Origin of the sequence: Mesorhizobium sp. WSM3224, from assembly GCF_000427725.1 — a bacterium.
GTDB lineage: Bacteria > Pseudomonadota > Alphaproteobacteria > Rhizobiales > Rhizobiaceae > Mesorhizobium.
The window spans coordinates 1-25,034 of sequence record NZ_ATYO01000016.1; the positions used below are offsets into that span (position 1 = coordinate 1).

The 25,034-nt window shown below is 59.7% G+C and carries 15 protein-coding genes and 1 pseudogene; 13 read left to right on the plus strand and 3 right to left on the minus strand.

Going from position 1 to position 25,034, the window contains the following annotated elements; genetic code table 11:
- The 3 genes and pseudogenes from YU3_RS41760 to YU3_RS0122005 all read right to left on the minus strand — a co-directional run.
- Positions 1 to 2,167: pseudogene (locus tag YU3_RS41760) on the minus strand (hypothetical protein); the annotation flags it as partial.
- Between the two features lie 746 nt (positions 2,168 to 2,913).
- Entirely contained in the window at positions 2,914 to 4,719 is a 1,806-nt protein-coding gene (locus YU3_RS0122000) for an HrpF/NolX family T3SS translocon protein (RefSeq protein WP_027168273.1), read from the minus strand.
- 280 nt (positions 4,720 to 4,999) lie between these two features.
- Positions 5,000 to 5,695 (minus strand): secretin N-terminal domain-containing protein, encoded by a 696-nt coding sequence (locus YU3_RS0122005; RefSeq protein ID WP_027168274.1) that lies wholly within the window; start codon positions 5,693 to 5,695, stop codon positions 5,000 to 5,002.
- Between the two features lie 182 nt (positions 5,696 to 5,877).
- Between YU3_RS0122005 and YU3_RS0122010 the strand changes: the two genes are divergently transcribed.
- The 13 genes from YU3_RS0122010 (at position 5,878) to YU3_RS39505 (ending at position 24,800) form a co-directional block, all read left to right on the plus strand.
- The gene (locus tag YU3_RS0122010; RefSeq protein ID WP_027168275.1) at positions 5,878 to 6,372 is read left to right on the plus strand and encodes a nodulation protein NolB; all 495 of its coding nucleotides are present in this window, start codon (positions 5,878 to 5,880) and stop codon (positions 6,370 to 6,372) included.
- 9 nt (positions 6,373 to 6,381) lie between these two features.
- Positions 6,382 to 7,254: a type III secretion inner membrane ring lipoprotein SctJ gene (gene sctJ / locus YU3_RS37085; RefSeq protein WP_036259190.1), complete on the plus strand. Its 873-nt coding sequence runs from the start codon at positions 6,382 to 6,384 to the stop codon at positions 7,252 to 7,254.
- A 59-nt stretch (positions 7,255 to 7,313) separates the two neighbouring features.
- Complete coding sequence (locus tag YU3_RS0122020) at positions 7,314 to 7,892, plus strand: nodulation protein NolU (RefSeq protein ID WP_348631180.1); 579 nt, start codon at positions 7,314 to 7,316, stop codon at positions 7,890 to 7,892.
- The gene (sctL, locus tag YU3_RS0122025; RefSeq protein WP_027168276.1) at positions 7,889 to 8,512 is read left to right on the plus strand and encodes a type III secretion system stator protein SctL; all 624 of its coding nucleotides are present in this window, start codon (positions 7,889 to 7,891) and stop codon (positions 8,510 to 8,512) included. The genes YU3_RS0122020 and sctL overlap by 4 nt, the downstream gene beginning before the upstream one ends.
- The gene (gene sctN, locus YU3_RS0122030; RefSeq protein WP_027168277.1) at positions 8,509 to 9,867 is read left to right on the plus strand and encodes a type III secretion system ATPase SctN; all 1,359 of its coding nucleotides are present in this window, start codon (positions 8,509 to 8,511) and stop codon (positions 9,865 to 9,867) included. Before sctL ends, sctN begins: the two co-directional genes overlap by 4 nt.
- Positions 9,843 to 10,394, plus strand: coding sequence for a hypothetical protein (locus YU3_RS37090; protein WP_051334031.1), 552 nt, complete (start codon positions 9,843 to 9,845; stop codon positions 10,392 to 10,394). Before sctN ends, YU3_RS37090 begins: the two co-directional genes overlap by 25 nt.
- A gap of 29 nt (positions 10,395 to 10,423) precedes the next feature.
- Positions 10,424 to 11,485 carry a type III secretion system cytoplasmic ring protein SctQ gene (gene sctQ, locus YU3_RS0122040; protein WP_245273610.1) on the plus strand — a complete coding sequence of 354 codons (1,062 nt, stop codon included), beginning with the start codon at positions 10,424 to 10,426 and terminating at the stop codon, positions 11,483 to 11,485.
- Positions 11,478 to 12,143, plus strand: a complete 666-nt coding sequence (gene sctR / locus YU3_RS0122045; RefSeq protein ID WP_027168279.1) for a type III secretion system export apparatus subunit SctR — start codon at positions 11,478 to 11,480, stop codon at positions 12,141 to 12,143. Before sctQ ends, sctR begins: the two co-directional genes overlap by 8 nt.
- A 2-nt stretch (positions 12,144 to 12,145) precedes the next feature.
- On the plus strand, positions 12,146 to 12,433 hold the full coding sequence (locus tag YU3_RS0122050) for a flagellar biosynthetic protein FliQ (protein ID WP_027168280.1): 288 nt from the start codon (positions 12,146 to 12,148) through the stop codon (positions 12,431 to 12,433).
- Positions 12,430 to 13,248: a type III secretion system export apparatus subunit SctT gene (gene sctT, locus YU3_RS0122055; RefSeq protein ID WP_027168281.1), complete on the plus strand. Its 819-nt coding sequence runs from the start codon at positions 12,430 to 12,432 to the stop codon at positions 13,246 to 13,248. The genes YU3_RS0122050 and sctT overlap by 4 nt, the downstream gene beginning before the upstream one ends.
- Positions 13,245 to 14,282 (plus strand): EscU/YscU/HrcU family type III secretion system export apparatus switch protein, encoded by a 1,038-nt coding sequence (locus YU3_RS0122060; protein ID WP_027168282.1) that lies wholly within the window; start codon positions 13,245 to 13,247, stop codon positions 14,280 to 14,282. The genes sctT and YU3_RS0122060 overlap by 4 nt, the downstream gene beginning before the upstream one ends.
- Before the next feature lie 2,515 nt (positions 14,283 to 16,797).
- Entirely contained in the window at positions 16,798 to 16,920 is a 123-nt protein-coding gene (locus tag YU3_RS42155) for a hypothetical protein (protein WP_280797440.1), read from the plus strand.
- A gap of 350 nt (positions 16,921 to 17,270) precedes the next feature.
- Entirely contained in the window at positions 17,271 to 24,800 is a 7,530-nt protein-coding gene (locus YU3_RS39505) for a shikimate kinase (RefSeq protein ID WP_245273603.1), read from the plus strand.
- Positions 24,801 to 25,034: the final 234 nt, after the last annotated feature.

The window sequence follows — 25,034 nt, forward strand, 5'->3', positions numbered from 1 at the left end:
CGCCGAAGGTGTCTGAGCGAGCCCCGGTGGAGTGTGCCGGTGCAAAGTGCGCATCATCACGCAAGTCGGACGGTGTGGGCGCATCCAGGTCCACGAAAGGCTGAAGGCCGCCGAAGGTGCCTGAGCGAGCCCCGGCTGAGTGCTCTGGTGCAAAGTGGGCGTCGTCGCGCAAATCGGACGGCGTGGGCGCATTCAGGTCCACAAAAGGCTGAAGACCGCCGAAGGTGCCCGAGCGAGCCCCGGCTGAGTGCTCTGGTGCAAAGTGGGCGTCGTCGCGCAATTCGGACGGCGTGGGCGCATTCAGGTCGACAAAAGACTGAAGGCCGCCGAAGGTGTCTGAGCGAGCCCCGGTGGAGTGCTCTGGTGCAAAGTGCGCATCATCACGCAAGTCGGACGGTGTGGGCGCATCCAGGTCCATGAAAGGCTGAAGGCCGCCGAAGGTGTCTGAGCGAACCACGGCAGAGTGGGCCGGCGCAAAGTGAGCGTCGTCGCGCAAATCGGACGGTGTGGGCGCATCCAGGTCCATGAAAGGCTGAAGGCCGCCGAANACCACGGCAGAGTGGGCCGGCGCAAAGTGAGCGTCGTCGCGCAAATCGGACGGTGTGGGCGCATCCAGGTCCATGAAAGGCTGAAGGCCGCCGAACGTGCCAGAGCGAGCCCCGGCGGAGTGCTCTGGTGCAAAGTGCGCGTCGTCGCGCAATTCGGACGGCGTGGGCGCATTCAGGTCGACAAAAGACTGAAGGCCGCCGAAGGTGTCTGAGCGAACCACGGCTGAGTGCTCTGGTGCAAAGTGAGCGTCGTCGTGCAAGTCGGACGGCGTGGGCGCATTCAGGTCGACAAAAGACCGAAGGCCGCCGAAGGTGTCTGAGCGAGCCCCGGCGGAGTGCTCTGGTGCAAAGTGAGCGTCGTCGCGCAAATCGGACGGAGTGGGCGCATTCAGGTCCATAAACGGCTGAAGGCCGCCGAAGGTGTCTGAGCGAGCCCCGGTGGAGTGTGCTGGTGCAAAGTGCGCATCATCACGCAAATCGGACGGTGTGGGCGCATTCAGGTCCACAAAAGGCTGAAGGCCGCCGAACGTGCCTGAGCGAGCCTCGGCACCCTCGGTCGGAGCGGTCGCGGGGGGCTCCTGCGAAGGGCTGGGCCGCCCAGCGTCCAGCACTCCTGGCAAAGCCGGCGGCTCACGTGCTTGCAGCCACAGATTTCGATTCGCCTCGACTAATACTAAGTAGTTTCGAAGATGCGACAAATCGGAGAAGTAGACTCGTTTTCCACTCCGTTGGAACGCCACCACATCGCTCTCGAGCCTTAACTGCTCCTGCTTGGAGCCGTTTAGTCGGCCAGCTATGCTCCCCTTGCCCTGGTTTCGAAGCCAATCACTCAGTCCACGAAGACGTGTAGCCCGCGCTTGCGCAGATTTCCTCTGCTCCGCGGTAGGAGCTTTAAGATCTCTCAATGTTTGGCCGAGCGCGCCATCGACCGAGGTGGCGTCTTCAGGATGAGCAGCCAAGTGACGGGGGCGCCCAATGCCACGGGGTTCGGGCCCTTCGGCCTCTTCAGGGCCAGACAAGAACCGCCGGAGATCAGCCAGAGCCGATTTAAGGCGGTTCTGAGGGTCCCTCCCCACCGCCCGATACTCCGAAAGTTCCTTGTCCAGTGAACCGCCTTGCAACTGAGAAGCTAGAGGGGCCTTGTTGTTGTCTTGGAGCCACCGAGCAAACAGCCTAAATCCGGAAAGGATGTTGCTGACCGCCCCTTCGGTGGCGATGTTGCGCTGCTCGGCGTCGAGCCGGAACCTTGTCAAAAGATTCACGTCTTCGGCAGGGAGCTCCGCAGTTAGAAGGTCTCGCGACGGGAGGCTCCCTGGCGCGACCCTGTCAAGGTGCGCAACAATAGCAGAGCGGCCACCGTTCTTCAGATAGTCCTGCACATCAGCTACAAAAGAAGCATGGCCAGGTGAATCGCGGTTAAACCGGTCGAAAATGGGCCTCCGATTTTCCTGGCGCAGCCAGCGGCTAAGATGGTGCAGATCACCCACCAGTCTTTTGACTGTTCTCTCGTGCGTCTTCGCTTCGAGGGCCACTTTCTTGAAGGTGGAGACGAGTTCCTTGTCCTCGGGAAAGGGCTCGGAACGGTCACGCTTTGCGCCCGCGCGGACCTCTTTGTTCACCGCAAACTCCGGTTGGCTATTCGGACCTGGGCCGGGTCCATGTGCCCCCGCCTCCGACGTTTGGTGGCAAGGGATGAAGTCGTCACGCGGATCGGGCAACGACGGCACCGGCCGTGAAACGCCGAGCAATGTGCTTGGGCGCCCTCCAGCGCTCTCCCCAGACGCACCAGGCTGCAATTGGTTCAACTGCTGCTCAAAGTCCGCTTGTGGACTCGCGGCGTCCGCCTGTTGCGCTACGTTCGTGCCGGTATTCTGCCGCGCGGAGCCTGGCGCAAACGGGTTCAACTGCCGAGGATTGAACCGAGAACCATCCATATCATTCTCCATTCGAAAATATAGGCTGCTGGCAAATCTGCGCAGACAGGCTCAGATCCAAGTCTCAATGGCGGAGGATTGCGAGCTCGGACGCCAACGAAAGCTATTGCCACTAGCTGTCGAGAAGCTGACAGGAAAAAAGCGCGTCCACCGGCCGCTGTTTTCTAACACGCCCGCTCGGCTGCCATGGTTTGGAGATCGTCCCGACGGCCTATGGGAAAGGCCCGTGCGCGGCGCGGAGCGCCGCGCACGGGCGGCGAAGCGACGCGCGCGGGAGGAGGCGGCGACTTCGCGATTGGCATCACCGGGCTGCCCAACAATGCTGCGTACGTTGTCCGCTTCCATCTTGATCGAGCAGTTCCTCGTCCCGATCCTGAAGCTGGATGGATTCGTTCCCGTAGACAATCTTGCCGGCGCACAGGACAGCCGGTTCAGGCCGCAAGACGTGCTTGGAGGTTGTTCAAATAGTCTTCTGCATAGGTTTGCGCCATGGAAATCGGCAGATTGATCCCAGCCGTGGCCGCCTCCTCCATCGCCTTCCTGACGAGCCCGTTGCGGATTGCCAGCTTGACCTCGGGCCCCGCGACAAGGCTGAGCGCTTGCCCTCCGATACTGATGCCAGCTTGTTCCAGCGCCTGCTTCATATTGCCTCCGGTAATGGCTGTGCGGACAAGATTCGCCGCCTGCGCCTCGCACGAAAGCACCATTGAAACGGCATCGGCCACTTGGCCCAGACCTGGAATGAAGCCCAACAAACCCACCGCCGTCGCAGCCCAATCAAGCACTGGCGAGACCAGCTTGAGCACGTCGCCGACGGCGTGGATGAAGGCCCCACCGTTTTTCTTCGGTGACTTGGTGTCAGGCTGGTCCGTCCGGCCAATCATCATGTCCGAGACGGCGTTCTGTTCCGCAGCGGTTTTGGAGACGTGGGTCTTTGGCTGCTGAACGGTGCGGTTTGCAGACGACATGCTGTCGCAGAAGTGAGAAAAGTCATTTCTGCTGACGTCGCCCGAATCGACCGTGTGTCCGCCGCCGAAGTCGAAGAACTTATTATGGGTCTTATAGCCCGTAATTGAATTGTTTAGCATGCTGAACAATAGAGGGTCTGACAGCAGCTGAGAGGCCGCTTTCTGCACTCTCGACTCGAGGCTCTTGTCCTTTGCCATACTCGCGAGCTTCTCACGAGTCAGATCACCGCTGCCAAAGAAGGTGTCCTGATTGCTCTTGATCGTTTCGATTGTGTCCAGCTCGGTGCGCGTGAGGCTCATCGCGGAAGAGGCGACTTGAAGAAAGTCCTCTTTGTGGACCTTGTCGATCGCACCACCAAACAACTGCTTCCATTCATTCGGGTGACTGACGAAGTACTGAGCCGCCGCTATAACCTGGGGCGGACACTTGCCGGTTTTCGCTTCGCCATCTACGATCTGCTTAAGATCAGCTACACTAAGGTTCTTGGGCAGATTTTCGGAGTACCTGTAAAGCTCGCGTAATGCATCGTTCCGGGTCATGACCGACGGCTGCGGATTTCCAGTGCTGTCGGATGGAATGTAGTTCTGCGCGTAGCTTTGCGCCTGCGTCTCCTGAAATGCGGCAACTTGTGAGTGATGGCCGGAGAATTCGGACAAATCCTTCGCGGTGATCTTGCCGCCGCAGCGGCCATCGCCCTGCGAGCCGATCGCATAAAACAGCTCTGGATCCTCCTGCAATGCCATAATCGCCGCTTTCAAATCCGGTGGCGTAGAGGGATCATTGGCTTTGTCAGCCAATGATTCCCAACTAAGCGGGCATTGGTCCTTGTGGCGGTTCAGCACTGCTACGATCTGCAACTCGGCTGGTGTCAGCGAGCCGCCATTCCACGTGATTCTCTCGCTTCTTATGGGCGCCGGCGCAACCGAAGGGTCGGCGATCGCAGACGGCTGCGGGGCCCGATCCATTGATTCGATTGCTGCTCTCATATGTGGCGGCAGTAGGTCCAACGGGTGCTGGGCCAATTCCTCCAATGTCGACCCGACATCCGACGCCGCTTCCGAAGGCTGCCGAACCAATGCTGCAATCGTCGATGCGATATCCTGCGACAGCGGGTCCCGGGGACCTAAGGACCCAGCCTTATCTTCGAGCAGGTAAATAGGTAGCATTGCTTCAAAGGGGGGGGCGCTTTGCTGACTTTTGTCGAACGCAGATATCGGCCCCGACCACGTGGGCTGCGAGAATACGTTGCTGGCGGTATTGATTGGCATTGTGGCTCCTCAGACGTGAAGTGGCATCCGCCACAAGGGCGACTCCAAAGGTATTCAACGTTGACGGTTATGAGCACCAGCAGGCCAATTCTGCCCCGTGGTTGCGCTCCGATTGCTCCGCTCCTTAACGGCTCCAAGGTCCACTTCCAGCGTACAACGGCCGGCGTTGGATCCTGACTCTCATCGTGACCGGTTCGGCTTTCGAGAAGCTGACGAACTCAAAAGAATTTCATCCCAGGAGGCGGCTGCCAGAAATATTTCTACTGCCGCGGGTATCCGGTCATTTCTGACTCGGCTCAGGCTTCCCGCCATCCGGTGCCGGCATGTCCGAAATATAAGAGGCTTCCGGTCGTCCATCGCGCACGACCATGGTGGAGGAGCCCCGAAACAAGATCAGCACGGATTGCTTCGCCGGCGCCGCTGCTTGAGGCTGCGCCCGCGCCTCCGCCACGAGGCCGTTGAACGTTTGCTCCACGAGCGCGATGAAGCGAGGTGGACCGGAAACCAAGACGAGGCCATTCCCCGGCGCGGGCCTTACGACATAACGGTCATCGGAGATGTCAAACTGGTCGAGAGCTGCCTTGAACGCGTCGAAGCGAATCGGGGCCAGCACAAGCATCCGGGTGTCTGCTTCCTTCGCAGCAGACACATAGAGCACAATCCCATCAAAGTACCATTGGAGATCGTACAGCTCAGTCAAGCGGTCGAGGAACTCGCGCGGCGGCAACTCCGGCATACGCCCGCGAATCCGTCCCTTCACCTCGGCGCTTATGTTGACGCTGATTTTCAGGTTGTTTCCGAACTCCTGCAATGCGGCAGAGAGATCCTGATCCAGAACCGTATACCTATAAGGTGTCGAGGGCAGCGACAGAGGGACGCCGAGAGTTGGGTGGATTCCAATGGAGAGAATAAAACCGACACCGAGAAGTCTCTTCAGGTTGTGCAGAATGGTGGATCGGATCAGCGCTCTTGGCATCCCGTCCTGATAAACCAAAGGCTGAAACTCTCACAAGCACAAAGTCGCCAAGCTGCCTCTTTAAATGATTAACGCCCTCTCGTCAGCTTGTCGTCAGCTCGCCTCCCTAGGTATTGACCCAACAGCGGGTGATAACCGGCTGGACTCATTTCACGCGAAAGACAAACCGATCGAGTCCTTGCATGATGCTGCCTGTCCCGTCGATCTCCGCCAGTCCGACCAACCTTTTTCCCACGGTCGCTTCACCGTCATTGGGGGAGCAGGCCCAATTTGAGCGCGCACTAGCTCAGGCGGCCGCCTCTACGAAGAACGACACCGCATCGGGGCCAGCAGGGATGGCGCCGGTTCCTGCGCATTTGGATGTTCAACGCACGACTGCGCAGACAAGCCCCCGGAGCGACCGCGTGTTCCAGATGATGTCCTCCCTGTACCGGGACAATACAGTTACCGCAGCTGCGCCTGATCATCACGTAGGCCTTGAGAAGAGCGCTCTGCCTGGGCCCGCGCAGCAGTTCCCTGTCGAAGGTGGCGCGGCGGGAACGCCAACAGGGCCTGATTTCGGCTCGATGATTGCTGGTCTGCGGGACCTCTACAACGGCGTCACCCAGGTTTCTCTGGTTTCCAAAGGTGTCAGCGGCATCACCTCGTCTGTGAATACGCTCATAAAACAAGGATAAACGGCGCGCATGATTGGCTTGGCTCATGACAAAATCATGAATTTCCGCCCGTTAGATTGGCGAGCTCGGCATCTCGTCGTGCTGCCACTTTTGTTCGCTCTGAGTGCTTGCAAGGTGGACCTGTACACGCAATTGCAGGAGCGGGAGGCGAATGAGATGCTCGCGCTTCTGATGGACGGCGGGGTGGATGCGGTCCGAGTTGCCGCTAAGGATGGGACCAGCACGCTCCAGGTCGACGAAAAGCAGCTTGCGCTGTCAATCAACCTCCTGAATGCCAAGGGGCTACCGCGCCAGTCTTTCAAGAACCTCGGCGAAATTTTCAGTGGATCGGGCCTGATTGCCTCACCGACCGAGGAGCGTGCTCGTTACGTGTATGCCCTGAGCGAAGAGTTGTCGCGTACCATCAACGATATCGATGGCGTCTTCTCGGTACGTGTCCATGTCGTTCTGCCGAATAACGACCTTTTGCGATCAGGCGGTACGCCATCCTCCGCGGCAGTTTTTATCCGGCACGACGCAAAAGCAAATCTCTCGGTTCTGCTGCCGAAGATAAAGATGCTCGTCGCCGACAGCATCGAAGGCTTGTCCTACGACAAAGTCGAAGTGGTTTTGGTAGCAGTGGAACCGTCCGGACATGAGCAACCATCTGTTCCGGCGACTGCTTCAGCCGCAGCATCTGGGTTCGTTCCGACGCCACTTCTAGAGATCGTGATGGGTATTGCCGCAGCTGTATTCGCAGCCGCGTGCTATTTATTACTCATCGTTCTAAGACATCGGCGCAGGCATTCATCGGGCGCAGGTTCCAAACTCAAGAGCCGCTCCATGTTTCGGTTGTCGAGCCCATCCGCAAAAAATTCGTCGGTGCCAGCGCGGAGCCAATAGTGCCAATGCCGAGACCGAAACCGACTGCCGGACGCGATCCATCGCTCCAATTGCGCTCCGTGAGCCTGAGCGACGTTGCCGCTTTGGCCCATCCGTCCCGTCTTGCGGCATGTCTTGATCCGGCGTTGTCCGCCGCGACTTTGGTGCAGTTGCAGAAGCGTCCCAGGCTGCAGCCAAAACTGGCAGAACTGCTGCTTGGCAGTGAAATGCATGCGAACGGAAGCTGCATGGAGCCGGATCTTCTGGGGGGACGTGATCCGCGTCGGGTTGCTCTGTTCGCCGGCAGTGTCTGGCATGCCCGTTCGTTGCTGAAGCTCGTTTCAAAGTCTCACCTCACTTCGCTTGTTGATCACATTGGCGCTGATGCCCATGCGTTCGGCATCCGACATCTGGCGCAAGCGATCGCAAACAGCTTGATCGCTGATCCGAAAGAACTGGCGCAGCAAATCGACCACGATGGACATGCCTGCCTTGGTGCTTGGCTCAACGACAGTACAGCGCTTGAGCGTACCCGCGTGCTTCTACGGTTGCCGGTGGGGACCGCCGCCGAGAATCCCGCGCCCGAACACAGTAAGGCCTCGGGCCAGCTGCTCTGGCTTGTCCTAGCCCATCTTGAGACGGAGAACCTGGCGATATGACAGCCGATGTTTCCGAAGCTCCCGTCGCGCCGCAGATGCTCCCATTGGGACCACTGATACCAGCGAATGAGCTCGAGATCTGGCACTGCGCCGCGAAAGCGCGTGACGCAGCAGAACGGCATCAGCAGCGAGTTCGCAGATGGGCACGCTCCGCTTATCAGCGTGAGCGGGCGCGCGGCCATGCGGAGGGCTTGAACGCAGGCGCCGAGGAAATGGCCCGGCTGATCGCGCGGGCAGTTTCCGAAGTGGGGCGACGAAAGGCGGTTCTGGAGCAGGAATTGCCACAGCTGGTGATAGAGATTCTAAGCGATCTTCTAGGCGCCTTCGATCCGGGAGAGCTGTTGCTGAAGGCTGTCCGTCACGCCATTGAACGCAAGTATAATGGCGCGGAAGTTTGCCTTCATGTGCATCCCACGCAAATCGACATGCTCGCGCGCGCGTTTGCCGGATGCGACGGACGGGAGGGGCGGCCGAGGGTTCGGGTTGATCCGGATCCGACGTTGTCTCCGCACCAGTGCGTGCTTTGGAGCGAGTACGGCAATGTCGACCTTGGACTTGATGCACAGATGCGCGCGCTGCGCCTCGGCTTTCGGTCCCGTCCTGAAGAAGGCGAACTGTGATCGCGCCCGTACCACAGCATACCAATCTCGGTGGTAGCCGGGCTCCCGATCCGTCGATCTCGTCGTTGAGGTCTACAGCAAAGCGAATCGACACGCGTGTCGTGCGCGGCCGAATCACGCGCGCCGTCGGCACACTTGTCCATGCCGTCTTGCCAGATGCTCGGATTGGGGAACTTTGTCTGCTGCAGGATACGCGAACCGGCCTGTCGCTCGAAGCCGAGGTGATCGGCTTGTTGGATAATGGGGTGTTGCTCACGCCGATCGGTGACTTGGTGGGTCTGTCCAGCCGCGCAGAGGTCGTGTCCACCGGACGAATGCGTGAAGTGCCAGTCGGCCCCGATTTGCTTGGCCGTGTGATTGACAGCCGTTGCCGTCCCCTCGACGGCAAAGGCGAAGTCAAAACTGGCGAAACTCGTCCGCTGCACGGCAAGGCGCCCAATCCAATGAAAAGGCGCCTCGTTGAGCAGCCATTCCCGCTCGGGGTTCGGGTCCTTGATGGTCTGCTCACATGTGGTGAGGGCCAGCGGATCGGGATTTATGGCGAGCCTGGTTGTGGCAAATCGACGTTGTTGTCGCAGATCGTAAAAGGTGCCGTCGCCGACGTCTTCATAGTCGCGCTCATAGGCGAGCGTGGACGTGAAGTCCGTGAGTTCATCGAGCGGCATCTTGGCGAGGAAGGCCTCCGCCGTACGGTCGTGGTCGTTGAAACCTCCGACCGCTCGGCCGTGGAGCGGGCGCAATGTGCCCCTATGGCGACCGCGCTGGCGGAATACTTTCGCGAACAAGGGCTACGCGTAGCGCTGATGTTGGACTCCCTGACGCGCTTCTGCCGCGCCATGCGCGAGATAGGCCTTGCTGCGGGTGAGCCACCGACCCGGCGGGGTTTTCCTCCTTCCGTGTTTGCCATGCTGCCAGGCCTGCTGGAGCGTGCCGGCATGGGTGAGCACGGCTCAATCACGGCGTTCTACACGGTGCTTGTCGAAGGTGATGGCACAGGCGATCCAATCGCGGAGGAATCGCGCGGCATTCTTGACGGCCATGTCGTCCTCTCACGCGCGATCGCGGCGCGATCGCATTTCCCCGCTATCGATGTGCTGCAGAGCCGCAGCCGCGTAATGGAAGCCGTCGTTTCCGGGACTCATCGCAAGGCAGCATCGTTCTTCCGTGATCTGCTCTCGCGCTATGCCGAGTCCGAGTTCTTGATCAACGTCGGCGAATACAAGCAAGGCGGCGATCCGCTGACGGACCGGGCTGTCGCCTCGATTGGCGACCTGAGGGAATTTTTGCGCCAAAGCGAAGGCGAGGCATCGGATTTTGAGGAAACGGTTGCATGGATGTCGCGTCTGACCGCGTGAATCGCGTTCACGTTTCGAGGTTACGGCTTTTGAAGGATATGCAAGAGCGTCTTGCCCTTAGTGAGCTTTCCAAGAAGGAGGCCGAACGCCATTTGGCCACCTTAGCCGTACAGAATGCCTCCCAAGGACTTGCAATCGCACGGCAACAGTGCGCGCGAGCCGAAGCGGGGCTCTATCAAGAGCTGATGTCGCTGGACACCTTGTCCAGCGCGGCACTCGACCACCACCACCTTCGTATGGAGCGGCTTTCGGCTGAGGTCACTTCCAGATGTCAGATGCTCGATGATGCGCGCATTGCGCAAGAAAAGGCCGAGGCAGCGGCGTGTGAGATGAGGGACGTGTGGGCCAAACGTTCGACCGCAAGGCACAAATGGAAACAAATTGAGGTCGACGTGCGACGCGCCGTCGATAGTCATGCGGAGGCGGCAGGCGAGATAGAGGCCGACGATGAGATATCGCTTCGGTCCGGAAGGTTTTGCTCGCCCAGTTGTCCCGCGACCGGATCCGATAAGCCCAAGGTTCCCTGAATGATGCGATCGTGCAGCTTGGAGCCGCTTTGGTGAACGCTTCGGTCAGACCCGCTATCTTCGAACCGGCGCTAACACTGTCGCACGAGGTCGTCTCGTGGCTCAATGATGTAGTGTCTTCCCGTCGGCCGTTTCAGAGCCGGATCAGTGGCGAGCCGCTGTCGGTGCGGATGCAAGGGCTTGTCTGGCAGCAGAAACCCTCTGTCATTCCGATGCTTGACTGCGTTTGGCGCGTGGGCAATGAAACGATCGTCTTGTCCCTGTCACGACGGCTTGTAGAGGCGCTCGTCTCGTCAGTGCAGAGCGGCCTTGCTTTACCTTCCGACCCAACTGCTTCGCTCATTCTCGAACTTGCACTCGAGCCGCTTGTGGCTCAACTGGAGGATCAGACGCAGTTGAACGTGCAGCTTGTGGGCGTGCGCGAAGCCATGACACTGGCCCCTTGTCTGGAGCTTGACATCGTCTTCGGCGCAGTCAGTGGCAGGGGCTGTCTGCTCCTGTTCTCTCCTCTTGATGGTTTGGTGCCGTCTGCCTTCCGCGCGTTCGGCGCCCTCCTTAGCCAGTTGCCGCGACAGCCGCGTGAGCTTTCCCCGGAGCTGCCGGCCATAGTTGCAGGAGTAATCGGCACGCTTTGCGTTCCGGCAGCGCTTCTTCGCAAAGCATGTATCGGTGATGCTCTGTTGCCAGACTTGTCCCCGTTTGGCCGCGGCCAGATCATGCTGTCGATGGGTCGGTTATGGGCCGGGGCAGATATTGAAGGCGACGACCTCATCCTGCGGGGACCCTTCCGCCCGCGATCAATTCGCTTGGAGAATGTGCATATGACGACACAGCCTGAATCGCAGCAAGAACAATCCGAAGCCGATCTCGACGATGTCGAAATCGAGCTTGTCTTTGAATGCGGCCGCTGGCCTATGCCTCTAGGGGATTTAAGGGGCGCGGGCGAAGGGCATGTTTTCGAACTTGGCCGGTCGATCGATGGTCCGGTAGACATACTGGCCAATGGTCGGCGTATCGGGCGTGGCGACATCGTGCGGATCGGAGATGAGCTGGGCATCAGACTCCGTAGCAGGTTGGCATGCAGTGACTGAGATTCAGCCGCCATTTCTGTCACTTCTTGCGGTTACAGCAGGACTCGGCCTGCTGGTTCTAGCAGTCGTCACAACCACGGCGTTCATAAAGGTGTCGGTTGTTCTGTTCCTCGTCCGCAATGCGCTCGGGACACAGACGATACCACCGAACATAGTGCTGTACGCCGCTGCGCTCATCCTCACCATTTTCATTAGTGCACCTGTTATTGAACAGACCTACGATCGGATGAGCGACCCGAAGCTCCGCTACCAAACATTGGACGACTGGGTAAGCGCCGCGAAAGAGGGGCGCGAGCCAGTGCAAAGTTATCTCAAGAAATTCACAAATGAAGAGCAGCGCCGTTTTTTCTTATCTTCGACAGAAAAACTCTGGCCCGAGGAAATGCGCGCCAGCGCCACGCCTGACGACTTTGCCATTCTCGTGCCTTCGTTTCTAATTTCAGAACTGAAGCGCGCATTTGAAATAGGATTTCTGCTCTATCTTCCGTTTATCGTCATAGATCTTATTGTGACAACAATCTTGATGGCGATGGGGATGTCTATGGTATCTCCTACAGTCATCTCTGTCCCTTTCAAGCTCTTTTTGTTTGTCGCCATTGATGGCTGGTCGAGATTGATGCATGGACTTGTATTAAGTTACGCCACACCTGGAGGTTGATTATCACTGAATCCAGCATCGTTACTCTTATGAACCAGTCGTTGATGGTTTTCATGATCTGGGTTCTGCCACCGCTCATTGCATCGGTGATTGTTGGCGTCGTCATTGGAATTATCCAGGCGGCAACGCAAATCCAGGATGAAAGCTTGCCGCTCACCGTTAAGCTTCTGGTTGTTGTGACAGTGATTGGCCTGTTTGCCCCTGTGCTGAGTGCCCCGCTCATAGGCCTGGCCGACCAGATCTTTACGGAGTTTCCTGCAATGACTCCCAGTTACCAGTCTCCCCCATGAATGCGTCAGCGGCAGAGATTCAAAACCTGATCCATGAGGCTATCGAACTCCTCGCTGCAGCCGGCCTTGGCGCGGCCCGAGCCATAGGCATTATGGTGGTGCTTCCTGTGTTTACACGGGCTCAGATCGGTGGGCTGATCCGCGGCTCCCTTGCTGTTGGCTTCGCACTCCCATGCTTGCCACTCGTCAGTGACGGGTTGCAGGCGCTGGATCCTGAGACACGTCTGATCCAGGCAACTCTGCTCGGATTGAAGGAGGTTTTTGTCGGCTTGCTGCTCGGCACTTTTCTAGGCATCCCATTGTGGAGCCTTCAGGCAGCCGGTGAGTTTATCGACAACCAACGCGGCATCACCAGCCCGTCCGCTTCGTCCGACCCCGCGACGAACAGTCAGGCTTCCGCTATGGGGATTTTTCTAGGGATTGCGGCCATTACGATCTTCGTCGCTTCGGGAGGCTTGGAGGCTGTGGTCAGCGCCCTTTACGGCAGCTTCCAAATCTGGCCCGTGTATCGGTTTCACCCCACATTGACCATGCAAGGGGCAATGGAGTTGTTAGGACTCCTCGACCACATCATGCTCACGACCTTGCTGGTCTCCGGGCCTGCGGTGTCCTTCCTGATGCTGGTTGACATGTCGATTATGCTACTGGTGCGCTTTGCGCCGCAATTCAAATCCAGCCAACTGTCTCCAATGATCAAGAATATCGGCTTCCCGATCATTATGATTGGCTACACTGCCTATTTGATCGAGGGGATGAGACTGGAAATCAAACCAGCAGATGGTGCGCTTGACTGGCTGGGCAAGCTGCTGAAATGAGCGAGACGAGTGAAGAGAAGACACACGCCGCCACCCCGCAGAAGCTAAGCGAAGCGCGCAGAAAAGGGCAGATTGCGCGCAGTTCCGATTTCGTCCGCGCGGCCGCCACATGCGCTGGGCTCGGCTACATCTGGCTAAGAGGCAGCGTGATCCAAGACAAATGCCACGAAGCGCTCCTATTGGCAGACAATCTGCAGACCCTGCCCTTCGATATAGCGGTCCGGCAGGCACTGACCCTGCTGATCGAACTCACACTGGAAACTGTTGGCCCGCTGCTTGGAACACTCATCGCCGCGGTGATTTTGGCCGGATTGATAGCCAACGGTGGATTTGTCTTCTCGCTGGAGCCGATGAAGCTCAATTTCGAGAAAATCGACCCGTTTCAAGGGTTGAAGCGCATGGCGTCTGCGCGTTCTATGGTGGAGGTTGGCAAGACGCTGTTCAAGGTGATGGTCCTCAGCGTAGCCTTTCTCGTATTCCTTCTCGGCACGTGGAAGACCGCGGTCTATCTTCCGATCTGCGGCATGGGCTGTATCGGCCTTGTCTTTATGCAAGCGAAGCTGCTGAGCGAAATCGGCGCCGCTGCCCTTGTGGTCGGCGGAATTATCGATCTCCTGGTGCAGCGTGGGTTGTTTTTGCGGGAAATGCGCATGACCAGGACCGAAGTGACACGCGAGGTCAAGGATCAGGAAGGCACGCCGGAGTTGAAGAGCGAGCGACGTCGGCTCCGTGACGAGTCAGCACACGAGCCTCCCCTTGGGGTGCACCAGGCCACATTGCTGGTGAGAGGGAAGACCGCACTCGTCGGTCTGCGTTACGTTCGAGGCGAGATCGGGGTACCGATCGTGGTTTGCCGCGCCGAGGGTGCGGCAACTTCAGACATGTTAATTGAAGCGCAGGCGCTACGTGTCCACATGCTCCGTGACGACGTGCTTGCGCATCAGCTCATCAGCACAACGAAGCTGGGCGATGCCGTTCCTGCGCAATATTTCGCACCTGTCGCGAAAGCGCTCTATGCCGCAGGCTTGGTATAGATGTGACCACGGCCTTGGCCGGCCCTGTAGGCCGCAGCCTCATTTCATTCATCGGTTAAACACTCAACATAGTTCGGATGTCGTTTGTGCATCCGCGACAATGCCTCCGTCAGCTATTCGTCAGCCAAGTGGTCTATCCAGGCCTGCAGCCATCAGCCTGAAGTCACTGCAAACATAGGAGCGAACCGTCATGTATGGTCGATTTGGCGGCTCGTCCAATATTCAGCACGCGCGCAGTGGGAGCGGGCAAATGGATGCAGGAAGCCAAGGGTTCGCGAACACGTTTGCCCGCAAGCACGTAGCCGGATTGAATTCCAGCGGCAGCTCATCTGCGCCGGCGACCCAAGCCTGTTGCCTCCGCGAGAGGCCTCCAGTGGTGCAGATCGACAGGTCAACTTTCAGGAGGAAGACGAGGCAGTTTCATGGCGATGAAGCGCATGGCGAGAATCCGCAAGAGAATCCGGAATTCGCATCCGCACGAGCCAGACGCACTGCGGACGTTGCGTCAATACTGCGTCGAGATTCGGAGCACGCGCGATATTTCAGCTATGTTTCTTCAGCGCATTCGCCCGAAAGTCTCCCGCAGGTTCCGGGTCAAGATGCGGATCGTCGCGCTCACTCGACGTCCCCGGACGTCTGATCATCGTGATCCGGTAGAGTGAGGCCTTCCATTTCATGATGAAAGTGTTCGATCCGCGCCGGCGGCAGAACTCGTTTCATGAGGCGTGTGGCCTGCGGCGGCTCAGGTGGGATCGTGAGGACATTGGCGATGAGTTGCCGGGGGCCACCCAGGCAATTGCACATATTAGCCACAGCCTTGTCGACTGGGCGACCTCAGCTCGCAACACGATAGGCACCGCATTTTAGCTATATCGGAGATGGAATATGACGGGCTTTGGCCGACTTGGGAACTCGTGCACTGGGAATGCTGGGGCCGGCGACAGGCCAGGATCAAACAGTTCGCGCTCGCAAACAAGCCCGGCCCTAGCGGGTAGCCAATCGTTCGTTTCAGTCGTGGAGCGGATGCACTCTGGGCCTCAAGACACAATGATGCCCAGCGCACCCTCTGGGACCGGTGACGACGAAGCCCTTCGCGAGAGGTCGTCCGGCCCTTCTGTGGGCACACGGCGAGTGCTGGACGCCGTTGTACGAGCAGCCGCCTTGAAACGAGCAGGCACCGCGCGGCGGCGTCGTCTTCCCGCCGTCCCGGACGGCGAAGCCCCTGCTCCGGTTGCTGACCAGCCCCTAACTTCGGGCGCGGCAGCGCCGCTTTGTCTGACAGGCGGACAAACCAAGGCAACAGATCAACAGACAAAAGGCCTGCTCGACGAATTTGAATCTCACCGCCTTGAGGCTAGCCTAGCGGCCACACGAAGCCCTACCCTGCGGGAGAAGCAAGAAGCGCTCGATCGAATCCTCGATGCGGGCTCAACACTCCTGGAATACCACGCGAGTCTGGTCCCAGGGACGCCTGGCATTCTGTCCAATGATCAGGCTCGTCGAACCTGCGATCTCGTGCTCGATGCGGCATTCGAGTGCATGCAACTGGCTGCGGATGGCATGCTGTTGCTAGAGACGCGTGGAAAGGCACGCGGCGTGCTCGACCAGATCCTCCGATCCAACCCCAACCCCGCCCGGCTGAGCCAAGCAATTTCCAGTGTAGCAAGGCACTATGTGGCCTGCGTTGAATTTTGGAAACAGAAGATATGGCGCGGGGAACGCATCCAATTGGTCTGTGCCGTCGCTGCGAATCTACCAAATACAAAGCTCGAGATTCAGCAGGCCGAAGAGGCCAATTTGCGGCTGCAGACTGGCTCGGTTCTGAGTTCGAGGTTCATGGCTCTGCGATCACAGATCGATCTGGCTCAGTTGATGATTGAGCCGCGGGCGAGCAGTTTCCCAGCAGCCCTGAGGGACAGGCTTATCGGGGAGAATGGGCGGGTGCGTCTGCTGCAAGCCCTCAGCACCGAGGTTTTGGAGGCATTGCACCGGACGCGCGATGCTCTTCAAAACAAGGCAGGGCGCCCACTTGGCCCAGGGGACCGTTCCGTTCTGGAAGGAGTCACGGGGAAGCTCTTGGAGTTTTCGTCGGCATTGCCCGACTTTCTTGCCAGGCTAAGCGACGACCGAACAGGTGCTGACCTCCAATTGGAATTGTTCGGCCAGATAGCTGAGAGCGCGCGGATCACTGCGGACGAGGTGTTGCGCCTCTTGGACCTGCAGCCGAGGATGCCACCTGTCAGCGAACCGCCGGCCGCAGCTGCGAATGCTACCGATGCTGCTGGGAAGGCTGCCACCGAAGCGGCCGCAGCGGCCGCAGCGGCCGAAAATACGACAACGCGAAGGAAAGGGAAAGGCAAGCGCAAGCCGGCCGCTGGCGCAGGCGCAGGCGCAGGCGCAGGCGCAGGGAGTTCGGCGGCTGGCCGGCCGGCGCCGCAAGTCGCTGCGGACGACGGCGACACGGCGACGGCTGCCGAGACGCTCTCCCCAGGCAACAGGTCGTCGGCTCCCTCCGTTGGATCACATCGAACGTTGGACGCTGCCACACGAGCAGCCGCCGCGCGACATGGAGAGATTGCGGGGCAGCGCGGTCTTCATCCAGCTGGTGGAGCGCCAGTTCGAGAAGAAAGCTCTCTGAGTTCTGAAGCCGGACTCCGGCCCGCTGACCAGAGAGCCAGTGCATCGCAACCAGACGCGCGCCCGTCTTATGCGCAAATTGTGGGAATTGGGGAGGCTGGATCGAGCAGTTCGCGCCCACAATCGAGTCATTCGGCTGGGCATGGCGGCCAACCGATCGAATCCGGCGTGGAGCAGTTGCACTCTGGGCCTCAAGATAGAAGGATGTCCTCCGCTCGCATCGGGTCAAGTGCCGACGGAGCCCTAGACGGCGGATTTGGCGGTCCCTCCATGGAGCCCCGGCGAGGCCTCAGGGCTTGGCAGCGTGCAGCCGGTAGGCCGCGCCAAGGCCAAGGTCGGCATGGCGAAGCCATGGCTAGGGAAGAAGGCTCATTGCGTCTTGATGAGAGGTCCTGGCTCGGCGATCAAGAACCGAGCAGCGCGCAACCCGACACGCTGCGACCTCATGAGCAAGGCGCGTCCAGACCGGGTGCCGGAGCGGGGCGGCGGCGTTCTGAACATGTAACCGCACAGAGCCTCAACGACGTACCCCTTAATGACGCATTACGTGACATTTCCTTCGCTCACGACATCGCTGAATTCTCGCGCGCTGTGGTGGCTCACGACAAGCGGCTGCAAGGCCAGCCGCACCAGGCAACATTCCTACAGAAGGCCGCTTCCGAGTTCATTCATCAATTTGTTCCTAGGTGGGAGGAAGATGTCCGCGCCCGTAATACCTGGGGGTACGCCACCTCATGCAACGCGATGAGCCGGGAGCCCGGAGGTCAGGCAGGCGTGGACGCTTGCAGGGCCATGGCAGCTCAGGTGTCGAGGCTCGGCAAGGCGCTGAACGACGTTGAAAGCAAAACCCTTTCTCTGTTGGTGTTGTCGTTCAGTCGACACCCTCGAGTAGCGGAATGTCGCGATGGCATGATCCGAATCGCCAAGGTCTTTTGTGAGCAACGCGGAGGGCTTTCGGAGCTCAATGGTCAAGGTCTGGCGCTGCTGGTGAACGGCTTCAGCAAGTGGCCGCAACAGGAGAACTCTCGTCAGGCCATAATAGCAGTTGCCGCCGAGATTCGCAGCCGCCCGGCCGATCTCTCTGATTTTGGCCCGCAGAACCTGGCTAACGTTGTCAATGGGTTGAGCAAATGGCCGGATGAGGAGGAGTGTTACGGCGTTGTTGAGGCAATCGCCCGTGAGGTCTGTGAGCGCGCCATTGAAGGAGCCGGCCTGTCTGGCTTTAATGCGCAGGCCTTGGCAAACTTGGTGAACGGCTTCAGCAAAGCGCCGGAACTGGGCAACTCGCGTCACGCAACCATTGTCATAGCCGATGAGGTCTGTCGCCTCGCCGATGAAACAACCGGCCTGTCTGGGTTTCATCCACAGGCTTTGGCGAACTTGGTGAACGGGTTCAGCAAGTGGCCTGAGGACTGCCGCGCAGCCGCCGTTGCGATCGCGCGCCGGGTCGCTGGCTGGGCCGACCAGCTGCCTGTGTTTAATCCGCAGACGTTGGCCAACCTGGTGAACGGGTTCAGCAAGTGGCCCGAAGACTGCCGCAGCGCTATAATTGCGATCGCCGGTGAAGTCGATCATCGCGCCGGCCGCCCCAAGGCCGGGCTTACTGGTTTCGATCCACAGCACTTGGCAAATCTGGTGAACGGCTTCAGCAAATTGCAGGCGGCGGAGTGCTCACGCGCGACCGTTGCAATCGCCGGTGAGGTCTGTCACCGCGCCAGCCGTCGGAACGTCTGGCTTTCTGATTTTGATGCGCAGCACTTGTCGAACCTGGTGAACGGCTTCAGCAAATGGCCGCAAGACGAGAATTTGGGTCAGGCCGCCAATGTGGTTGCCGGCGAAGTGCTGCGCCGCGCCGACCAGCTGCCTGGGTTTGATCGGCAGCACCTGGCGATGCTTGTGAACGGCTTCAGCAGGTGGCCGCGATGGGAAAACTCACGCCAAGCCACGTTTGCGATTGCCGGCGAGGTACTTAGCCGCGCCGGGCAGCTCCATGGCTTTGAGCCGCAAGAGCTTGCCACAATGGTGAACGGTTTCAGCAAGTGGCCTGAGGACTGCCGCGCGGCTATCGTTGCGATCGCCGGTGAAATTGATCATCGCGCCGGCCACCCCAAGGCCGGGCTTTCTGGTTTCGATCCGCAGCACTTGGCAAACCTGGTGAACGGTTTTAGCAAGTGTCCCGAGGATTGTCGCGAGGCTATCGTTGCGATCGCCCATGAGATCCCTCGCCGCGCCGGCCGGCTGTCGGGATTCAATGGGCAGGCCCTGGCGATCCTGGCCAACGGTTTAAGCAAGTGTCCTGGCGAAGCGGGTTGCGGCGAGGCCATCGTTGCCATCGCTGGGGAGGTGGCTGGCCGCGGGAACCCCGGCGAGCCGCTCCCTGGTTTCGCCCCGCAGGCCCTGGCGAACCTGGTGAACGGCCTGAGCAAGTGGCCGAAAGAGGAGAAATCACGTCAGGCCACCGTTGTGATTGCTGGTGAGGTGATTCGCAGCGCTAACCGCCTCGCCGATTTTTCATCGCAGCATCTCGCGAACCTGGTGAACGGCTTCAGCAAGTGGCCGCAGGAGGAGAAAGCGCGTCAGGCTACCGCTGTGATCGCCGACTCAGTGCTTCGCAGTGCCGAGCGGCTTTCCGCGTTTAGTCCGCAGGACCTGGCAAATCTGATCAACGGGTTCGGCAGATGGCCGCAAGAACAGGCGTGCAGCCAAGCGGTTTTGGAGATCGCGCGCAGACTCGGCCCGGCGGGTCAACCATTCCGTCATTTTACGACGCCCGGGCTCTCCAGTATCGCCAATAGTTTGGCGCGAGGGGCTGTGAGGAGCGAGGACGACGGCGACATTGCAGAGGCAGCTCTGCTGAGGGATCGGCTCCAGAAACTCGCTCATTATCTTCATTATGCCAGTGATCGTCTGGAGGGGGCCGACGCGGTGGCAGTGGCGAGCATCTTGAAGGCGTTGGCCAAGGCTCAGTTGCATGACGATCTCAATTTACTTGCTGCCGCTGGAATAAATCGGCTGGCGCAATTGCATCGTGCCCCTAGCTTTGCGCTTGAGCACAATCTCGAAACCATGGGCAATCTGTGCGCTGCCCTGCTGCCGCTGGCTCGCAGCCCCCGCAAGCAGATGCTTTGGCACCGGCGGCAGGCTCTAAACCTGCTGAACGATATCCAACCGATCGTGGAGCATAAGATCGAGGCCCATCTCAAGGCAAGCGATGCTGAGCGGAGCCGTGGGCCGAACTCGACCCGCCGTCCGGCCCTGTCGATTTACAACGTGCTCAAGGCCCGTGCGAACCTGGCGGCGTTGCTGCGGCGGCCGTATGTCGAGGGCAACAAGTCCGATTTGCGGGCGAGGCGCGACGACCTGCAATCCAAAACCAGGGAAATCCTGTACAGCACGCGCGAGCTCATCGAGAGCGACCTTTCGAATATGAGCTGGAACCTGATCGCGCAGATCGAGGCAGAGGCTCCGACCGATGCGCTGGACACCTTCATGGCGCAGAATACTGCGACAGTTCAGGCCCAACATCCTGCGTCCGTCTTCGACGTCCACCAGATTTTGCGAGCTATGGACCACGAGCCCAGACCCCCGCAGGGTGAGGCGGGATTGATGCGGTTGCCGGTGGTCGACATGCAGGGCCGGCAACTGGCCACGGAGGCCGAGACGCGCTATTCGATCTTTCATCGCCTGACCTCGGGGTCAGTGAAGATGGTCGCGGTGCAGCTGCCAGGAAAGCCGAGCCCGTTCATGCTGGCGCGCACGTTGACCGTCGAGGGCGTGCCGTACCGCATGGATCTGTTCGGCGGAAGCAAGTTGAAGGCGCCGCAAAAGACCCTTTCCCAGATGGCCGCCCGCGTTCCAGGTCGGGCAGAAGCAGAGACTTCCGGCGGGAAGCTGCTGGCGATTCCCTATGCCGAAACCGCACCGGGCACCGCCTTTGAAAGGCTGTCGCGCGCTTGGGCACCGTTCAAAGAGGCATATTACTATACGCAGCGCCGGGGTTTTGCCGCGCCGCCGGCTCTCGAGGACCTAGGTCCTCACGACTATGCGCTGGAAGGCGCCTTCAAATTGTCGCTGTTGCCGGACCGCCCTGTTGGCGAGAAACATCCCTTCGAGCTGACTGGGCCGGAAGGCCCGATTGCCTTGCGACCGCATGACGGCTGCGGCTTCATCAAAGCTTCGCTGGCCAAGCGTATGACAGCCGTTCGCCGGGCCGGCGTGCAGGAAGGTCCTGATCGGGTGCCTGCTTTTGGTGAGGGAAGGAGATCGTCCCTGCCTGCCACGGCGCTGCAACATTATCCCCGCAGCCAGGCGGTGGCGGATGAGGCGCAGGAGAAAGCCAAGACCTGGCTTGAGAAGCGACCGGGGCAAACGCTGACGATCGAGGAGCTATTTCGGACGGTGACTGGGGGACATATCGACGGTCCTGGCGCAATCGCGGTACCTGCCGGTGATGAGTGTCTCCATGTGCCGACGCTCAAGAGCGAGACTTTGGCGGGGACGAGAGGCGTGCTGGTCGGCCGCTCGCCGTACGACAAGCCCAATCTGCGCCCATTCCCCGCTGACCTGGTCAGGTCAGCGATTGGTGGAGACCCGACGGCAGCGTTCCTGGACACGTGTGTGGCTATGCAATACAGCTTTAATGTCGCCCAGAAGTCGGGGGAAGAACTCGCTGCCGACGATCCGACTTTCTTTGCCAAAGGCATTCTAATCGTCGTGCCCGATGAGATGTGGCCGGCCGCCTGCGCCGACCGTGGGCTGGTTTTGTCTGCCGAGGACGTCAAGTCCCATTCACACTGGACCACAGTCAAGGACCGCGTCAAAGAAGACACGACGCTCGACTGTCTGGGCATCCTGCAGGCCACCGAGGTGTTTGCGCCCGGTTCGCTGGTTGCCGTCCCGACCGGTGAACAGAAAAAGCTTGATGGTGACTTCGACGGCGACAATGTCATCATCATCGGCGACAGGCCGCAACTTTATGAGCATGTGCGCGAGTTCGACGAAAAGGAACAAGCTCTCGGACTTCCGTCGCTGAAGCCCCCAAAGTCGCATACCCCGGCACTTGATGGTGACAACTACCAGTTTGGTCGCGCCCGCCAGATTCTGGCCGCGACGCAAAATGTCCTGGAGACCTATAGCGGTCTGCAGCGAAACTTTCTGGCTCAATCCCGTGAAGCACGACGCTGGTTCGCCGCGCGTGCCGTCTTTGGCACCTACGAGGGCATTTCCCACGAGCTTAGGCGAGACATCGGTCAGTTGTTGGCCCGGGATGAGGTGAGTGGACAGGATATCCAGACGATGTTTGCGAGAGCGAGGCGCGAGATCGAGGTCGCCGAACATCCGGTTGCTCGCGAAATGGCCGAGTTGCTCGTTACTGACCTTGAGGCATGGGCACAGAGGCCTGATGTGGAAGACCAGCCCGAAACAGAAAACGCGAACGACGCAAAAAGCGCAACGCTGAGTGCGGCAGTCTCAGAGCTTTTGCCGGATCTGGCTGAGGCGTATCCGTCAACTTCTCAGGCACGAGCGCGAATCCGGGCTCTGATCGACAACTATCCTGCGCGGATCGATCCTCGCCCTGACGGTTACAATCCAGACGACCTCGTACAGAGCACAAACAACCTGCTGAGCCTCGGCATCAAGGTCGGCACGGACGCCTACAAATCCGACACTGGCACTCGGCTCTATTTGAGGAAGAGCCAGAACCTTCAGCGGCTGCTGCATACCACGCCTGGCTTGAGGTCCGTGCCTTACGTCAAGGGCCTGGCAGCGTCTCTCAACCATGGGACGTTTGACCCCAGCGCAGCGATGAAGGACCTGGAGGACAACCCCACGCTGACGGCATCAGTCATGCAAAGCGCGATCGGGCTCGCTGTGGAGCAGCGCATTTTGCCTGAGCCCGGGGGGCCCGCCTCAGCGGCCTCGGACGAGTCGATCACGCTCAGTCGCGAGCAAGCCTCGGAGCGCGCCCAGATTGAGATTGGCCGCGCTGCAAAAGAAGAAGGGAAAATCACTGCGGCGGCACTCAGCGTTGCCGCAAGCCTCAGGAACATGGGCATTCAGGTGAAAATGCCTCATCTGGAGCGCCGGCTGAGGTCGGAAGGCTCCATAACAGAGCAGCTTACCGGCGCGAGCATCTCATCCGGCACAACCGGACAGTTGATCAGCAGCGCCGTACGCCACGTGTTCGAAATTGACGACAAGAATTTTACACGTGCCTTCAAGGCAGCAATCCTGGCTTTCGAGGAGCAGGACTACACCGAGATGGATGTGACCAACTGGTTCAAATTCGAGCGTCCGACTTATCTAGGCATCCACGCGGTGCTCGCCACAGCAGGAGGCTATCGCTTCCAGGTGGAATTCCATACGCCAGCCAGCTACAGCGCCAAAATTGACAATCATAAGGCTTATAAAGAGCTCCAGGAGCTGAAGGGCTTGGATGCCCTGAAGGCGGTGGAGAACCTTGAGCAGAAGGTAAGAGAACGCTGCAATGCGGTCGACAGACCCGATGACGTGCTGAGCATAGCACCCTGGAGAGATGGTAAGCGTAGCACCGCCCCGGCACCTGGATTGCGAGCTGTCGGGCGGTCGACACAGCCGGAGATCGCCAGGTCACCCGAGGCAAAGGAGATTGTCGGTGCCCTCGGCGATCGCCCGATCGTGCTCGTCGGCATGCCGGGCGCTGGGAAATCCACCATTGGCCCACTTCTGGCGCGTCGGCTGGGGCTGCGCTTCGTCGATACGGACAAAATAATCGAGCAGAAAGTCGGCACATCGATATCGGAGATTTTCAAAGATCACGGCGAGCATCATTTCAGAAGGCTCGAGGCACGCGAAATCGCTCACTTCCTTGAGACCGGCCCCAAGGTGGTCGCGACAGGCGGCGGCGCGGTTTTAGACGAGCAGACTCGCCACCTGATCGGCAACAAAGGGGTCTCGATCTGGTTTGATACCGACCTCGACGTGATCAAAGCTCGAACGAAGAGAGACGCCAAGCGCCCGTTGCTGCAAGTCTCCGATCCGGATCGCAAACTCGCCCAGCTGATGAGTGAGCGCGGGCCGCTCTATCAACAAGCGAACCTCAGGTTTGTCCCACCCCACAAAAACGATCGAAGAAACGCAGATCCATGTTTGAAGGCGCTGCACGCGTACCTGTGCCTGGCCGATACGGACCGCGGCCGGTCGGACGCCCCACTGGGCGACAATAGCCATTCTGTGCCGACTTTTACGACCAGCTCCTCCGATGCTCAGATCGGCAGGTCCGCCTCGTCCAATGTCCCGGTGGGGTCGGTGCTCGGGGCCACCGAGTGGCTGAGCGACGGCCATATCTTGAGGGATTACGGTCTCCTGGAGGAGCAACTGCGGGGGATCGATCCAACGCTCGCCGCCGGGACACGGCTGGTGGAACCGTCGGTATCCCATCTCCTGCGCCACATGGAGCTGCAAGACGCGCGAGACACGTTGCAGTCCATCTGTAATCGAAACGACGCCCCAGCCGACTTCCTGTTCCTGCCCGTGAACAATGGCACACCTACTCACGCCGGCACCCATTGGTCGCTGCTGCTGGTCGATCGCCGCAACCCGGAAAGACCGGTCGCCTATCACTACGATTCCCTCCAGCGGGGGCAATACAACAACGCGCCTGCAACACAGTTGGCACGACGGCTTGGTGCCACCTTGGCGCCGGCCCGCATACCTCGACAGCCGAACGATTATGATTGCGGCGTCTTTGTGGTGGACGGCACGCGGGCGCTGGTTAAACAATTGGTGGATGGGCAACGCCCGGACCACGAGCCGCTGCACCTCGACGGCCTCATCGCCGATCGGCAGGCGCTGCAAAACCGACTAAGCGAAGCGACCGCCGCACGAGGAAGCCCCGGCTGATCGTCGGTGACGAAGAGGCCTCCCCACCAAAGATGCCAGGGGAACTTCGGCTACATGTCTGATGAGCTTGCCTCGTCTTCGCCAGGGATTAATTTGCCTCCAAATGCGGGGGACGGATGGTGCTCCTCAGCCAACCCGGCGCCGTGGCTCTCCGAACGTAAACGATAACTTTGCGACGGAGGAGCGGTCGTGGAACAATTCATTGCGCCAGACGCCTGGCTGATCGCTTGGCAA

Excerpts from the sequence above, each read along its gene's own strand:
- YU3_RS0122000 (WP_027168273.1), bottom strand. The coding sequence starts at position 4,719 with ATGCCAATCAATACCGCCAGCAACGTATTCTCGCAGCCCACGTGGTCG.
- YU3_RS0122005 (WP_027168274.1), bottom strand. The coding sequence starts at position 5,695 with ATGCCAAGAGCGCTGATCCGATCCACCATTCTGCACAACCTGAAGAGA.
- YU3_RS39505 (WP_245273603.1), top strand. The coding sequence starts at position 17,271 with ATGGCTAGGGAAGAAGGCTCATTGCGTCTTGATGAGAGGTCCTGGCTC.
- YU3_RS0122010 (WP_027168275.1), top strand. The coding sequence starts at position 5,878 with ATGATGCTGCCTGTCCCGTCGATCTCCGCCAGTCCGACCAACCTTTTT.
- YU3_RS0122060 (WP_027168282.1), top strand. The coding sequence starts at position 13,245 with ATGAGCGAGACGAGTGAAGAGAAGACACACGCCGCCACCCCGCAGAAG.
- sctL (WP_027168276.1), top strand. The coding sequence starts at position 7,889 with ATGACAGCCGATGTTTCCGAAGCTCCCGTCGCGCCGCAGATGCTCCCA.
- YU3_RS37090 (WP_051334031.1), top strand. The coding sequence starts at position 9,843 with ATGGATGTCGCGTCTGACCGCGTGAATCGCGTTCACGTTTCGAGGTTA.
- sctJ (WP_036259190.1), top strand. The coding sequence starts at position 6,382 with ATGATTGGCTTGGCTCATGACAAAATCATGAATTTCCGCCCGTTAGAT.
- sctT (WP_027168281.1), top strand. The coding sequence starts at position 12,430 with ATGAATGCGTCAGCGGCAGAGATTCAAAACCTGATCCATGAGGCTATC.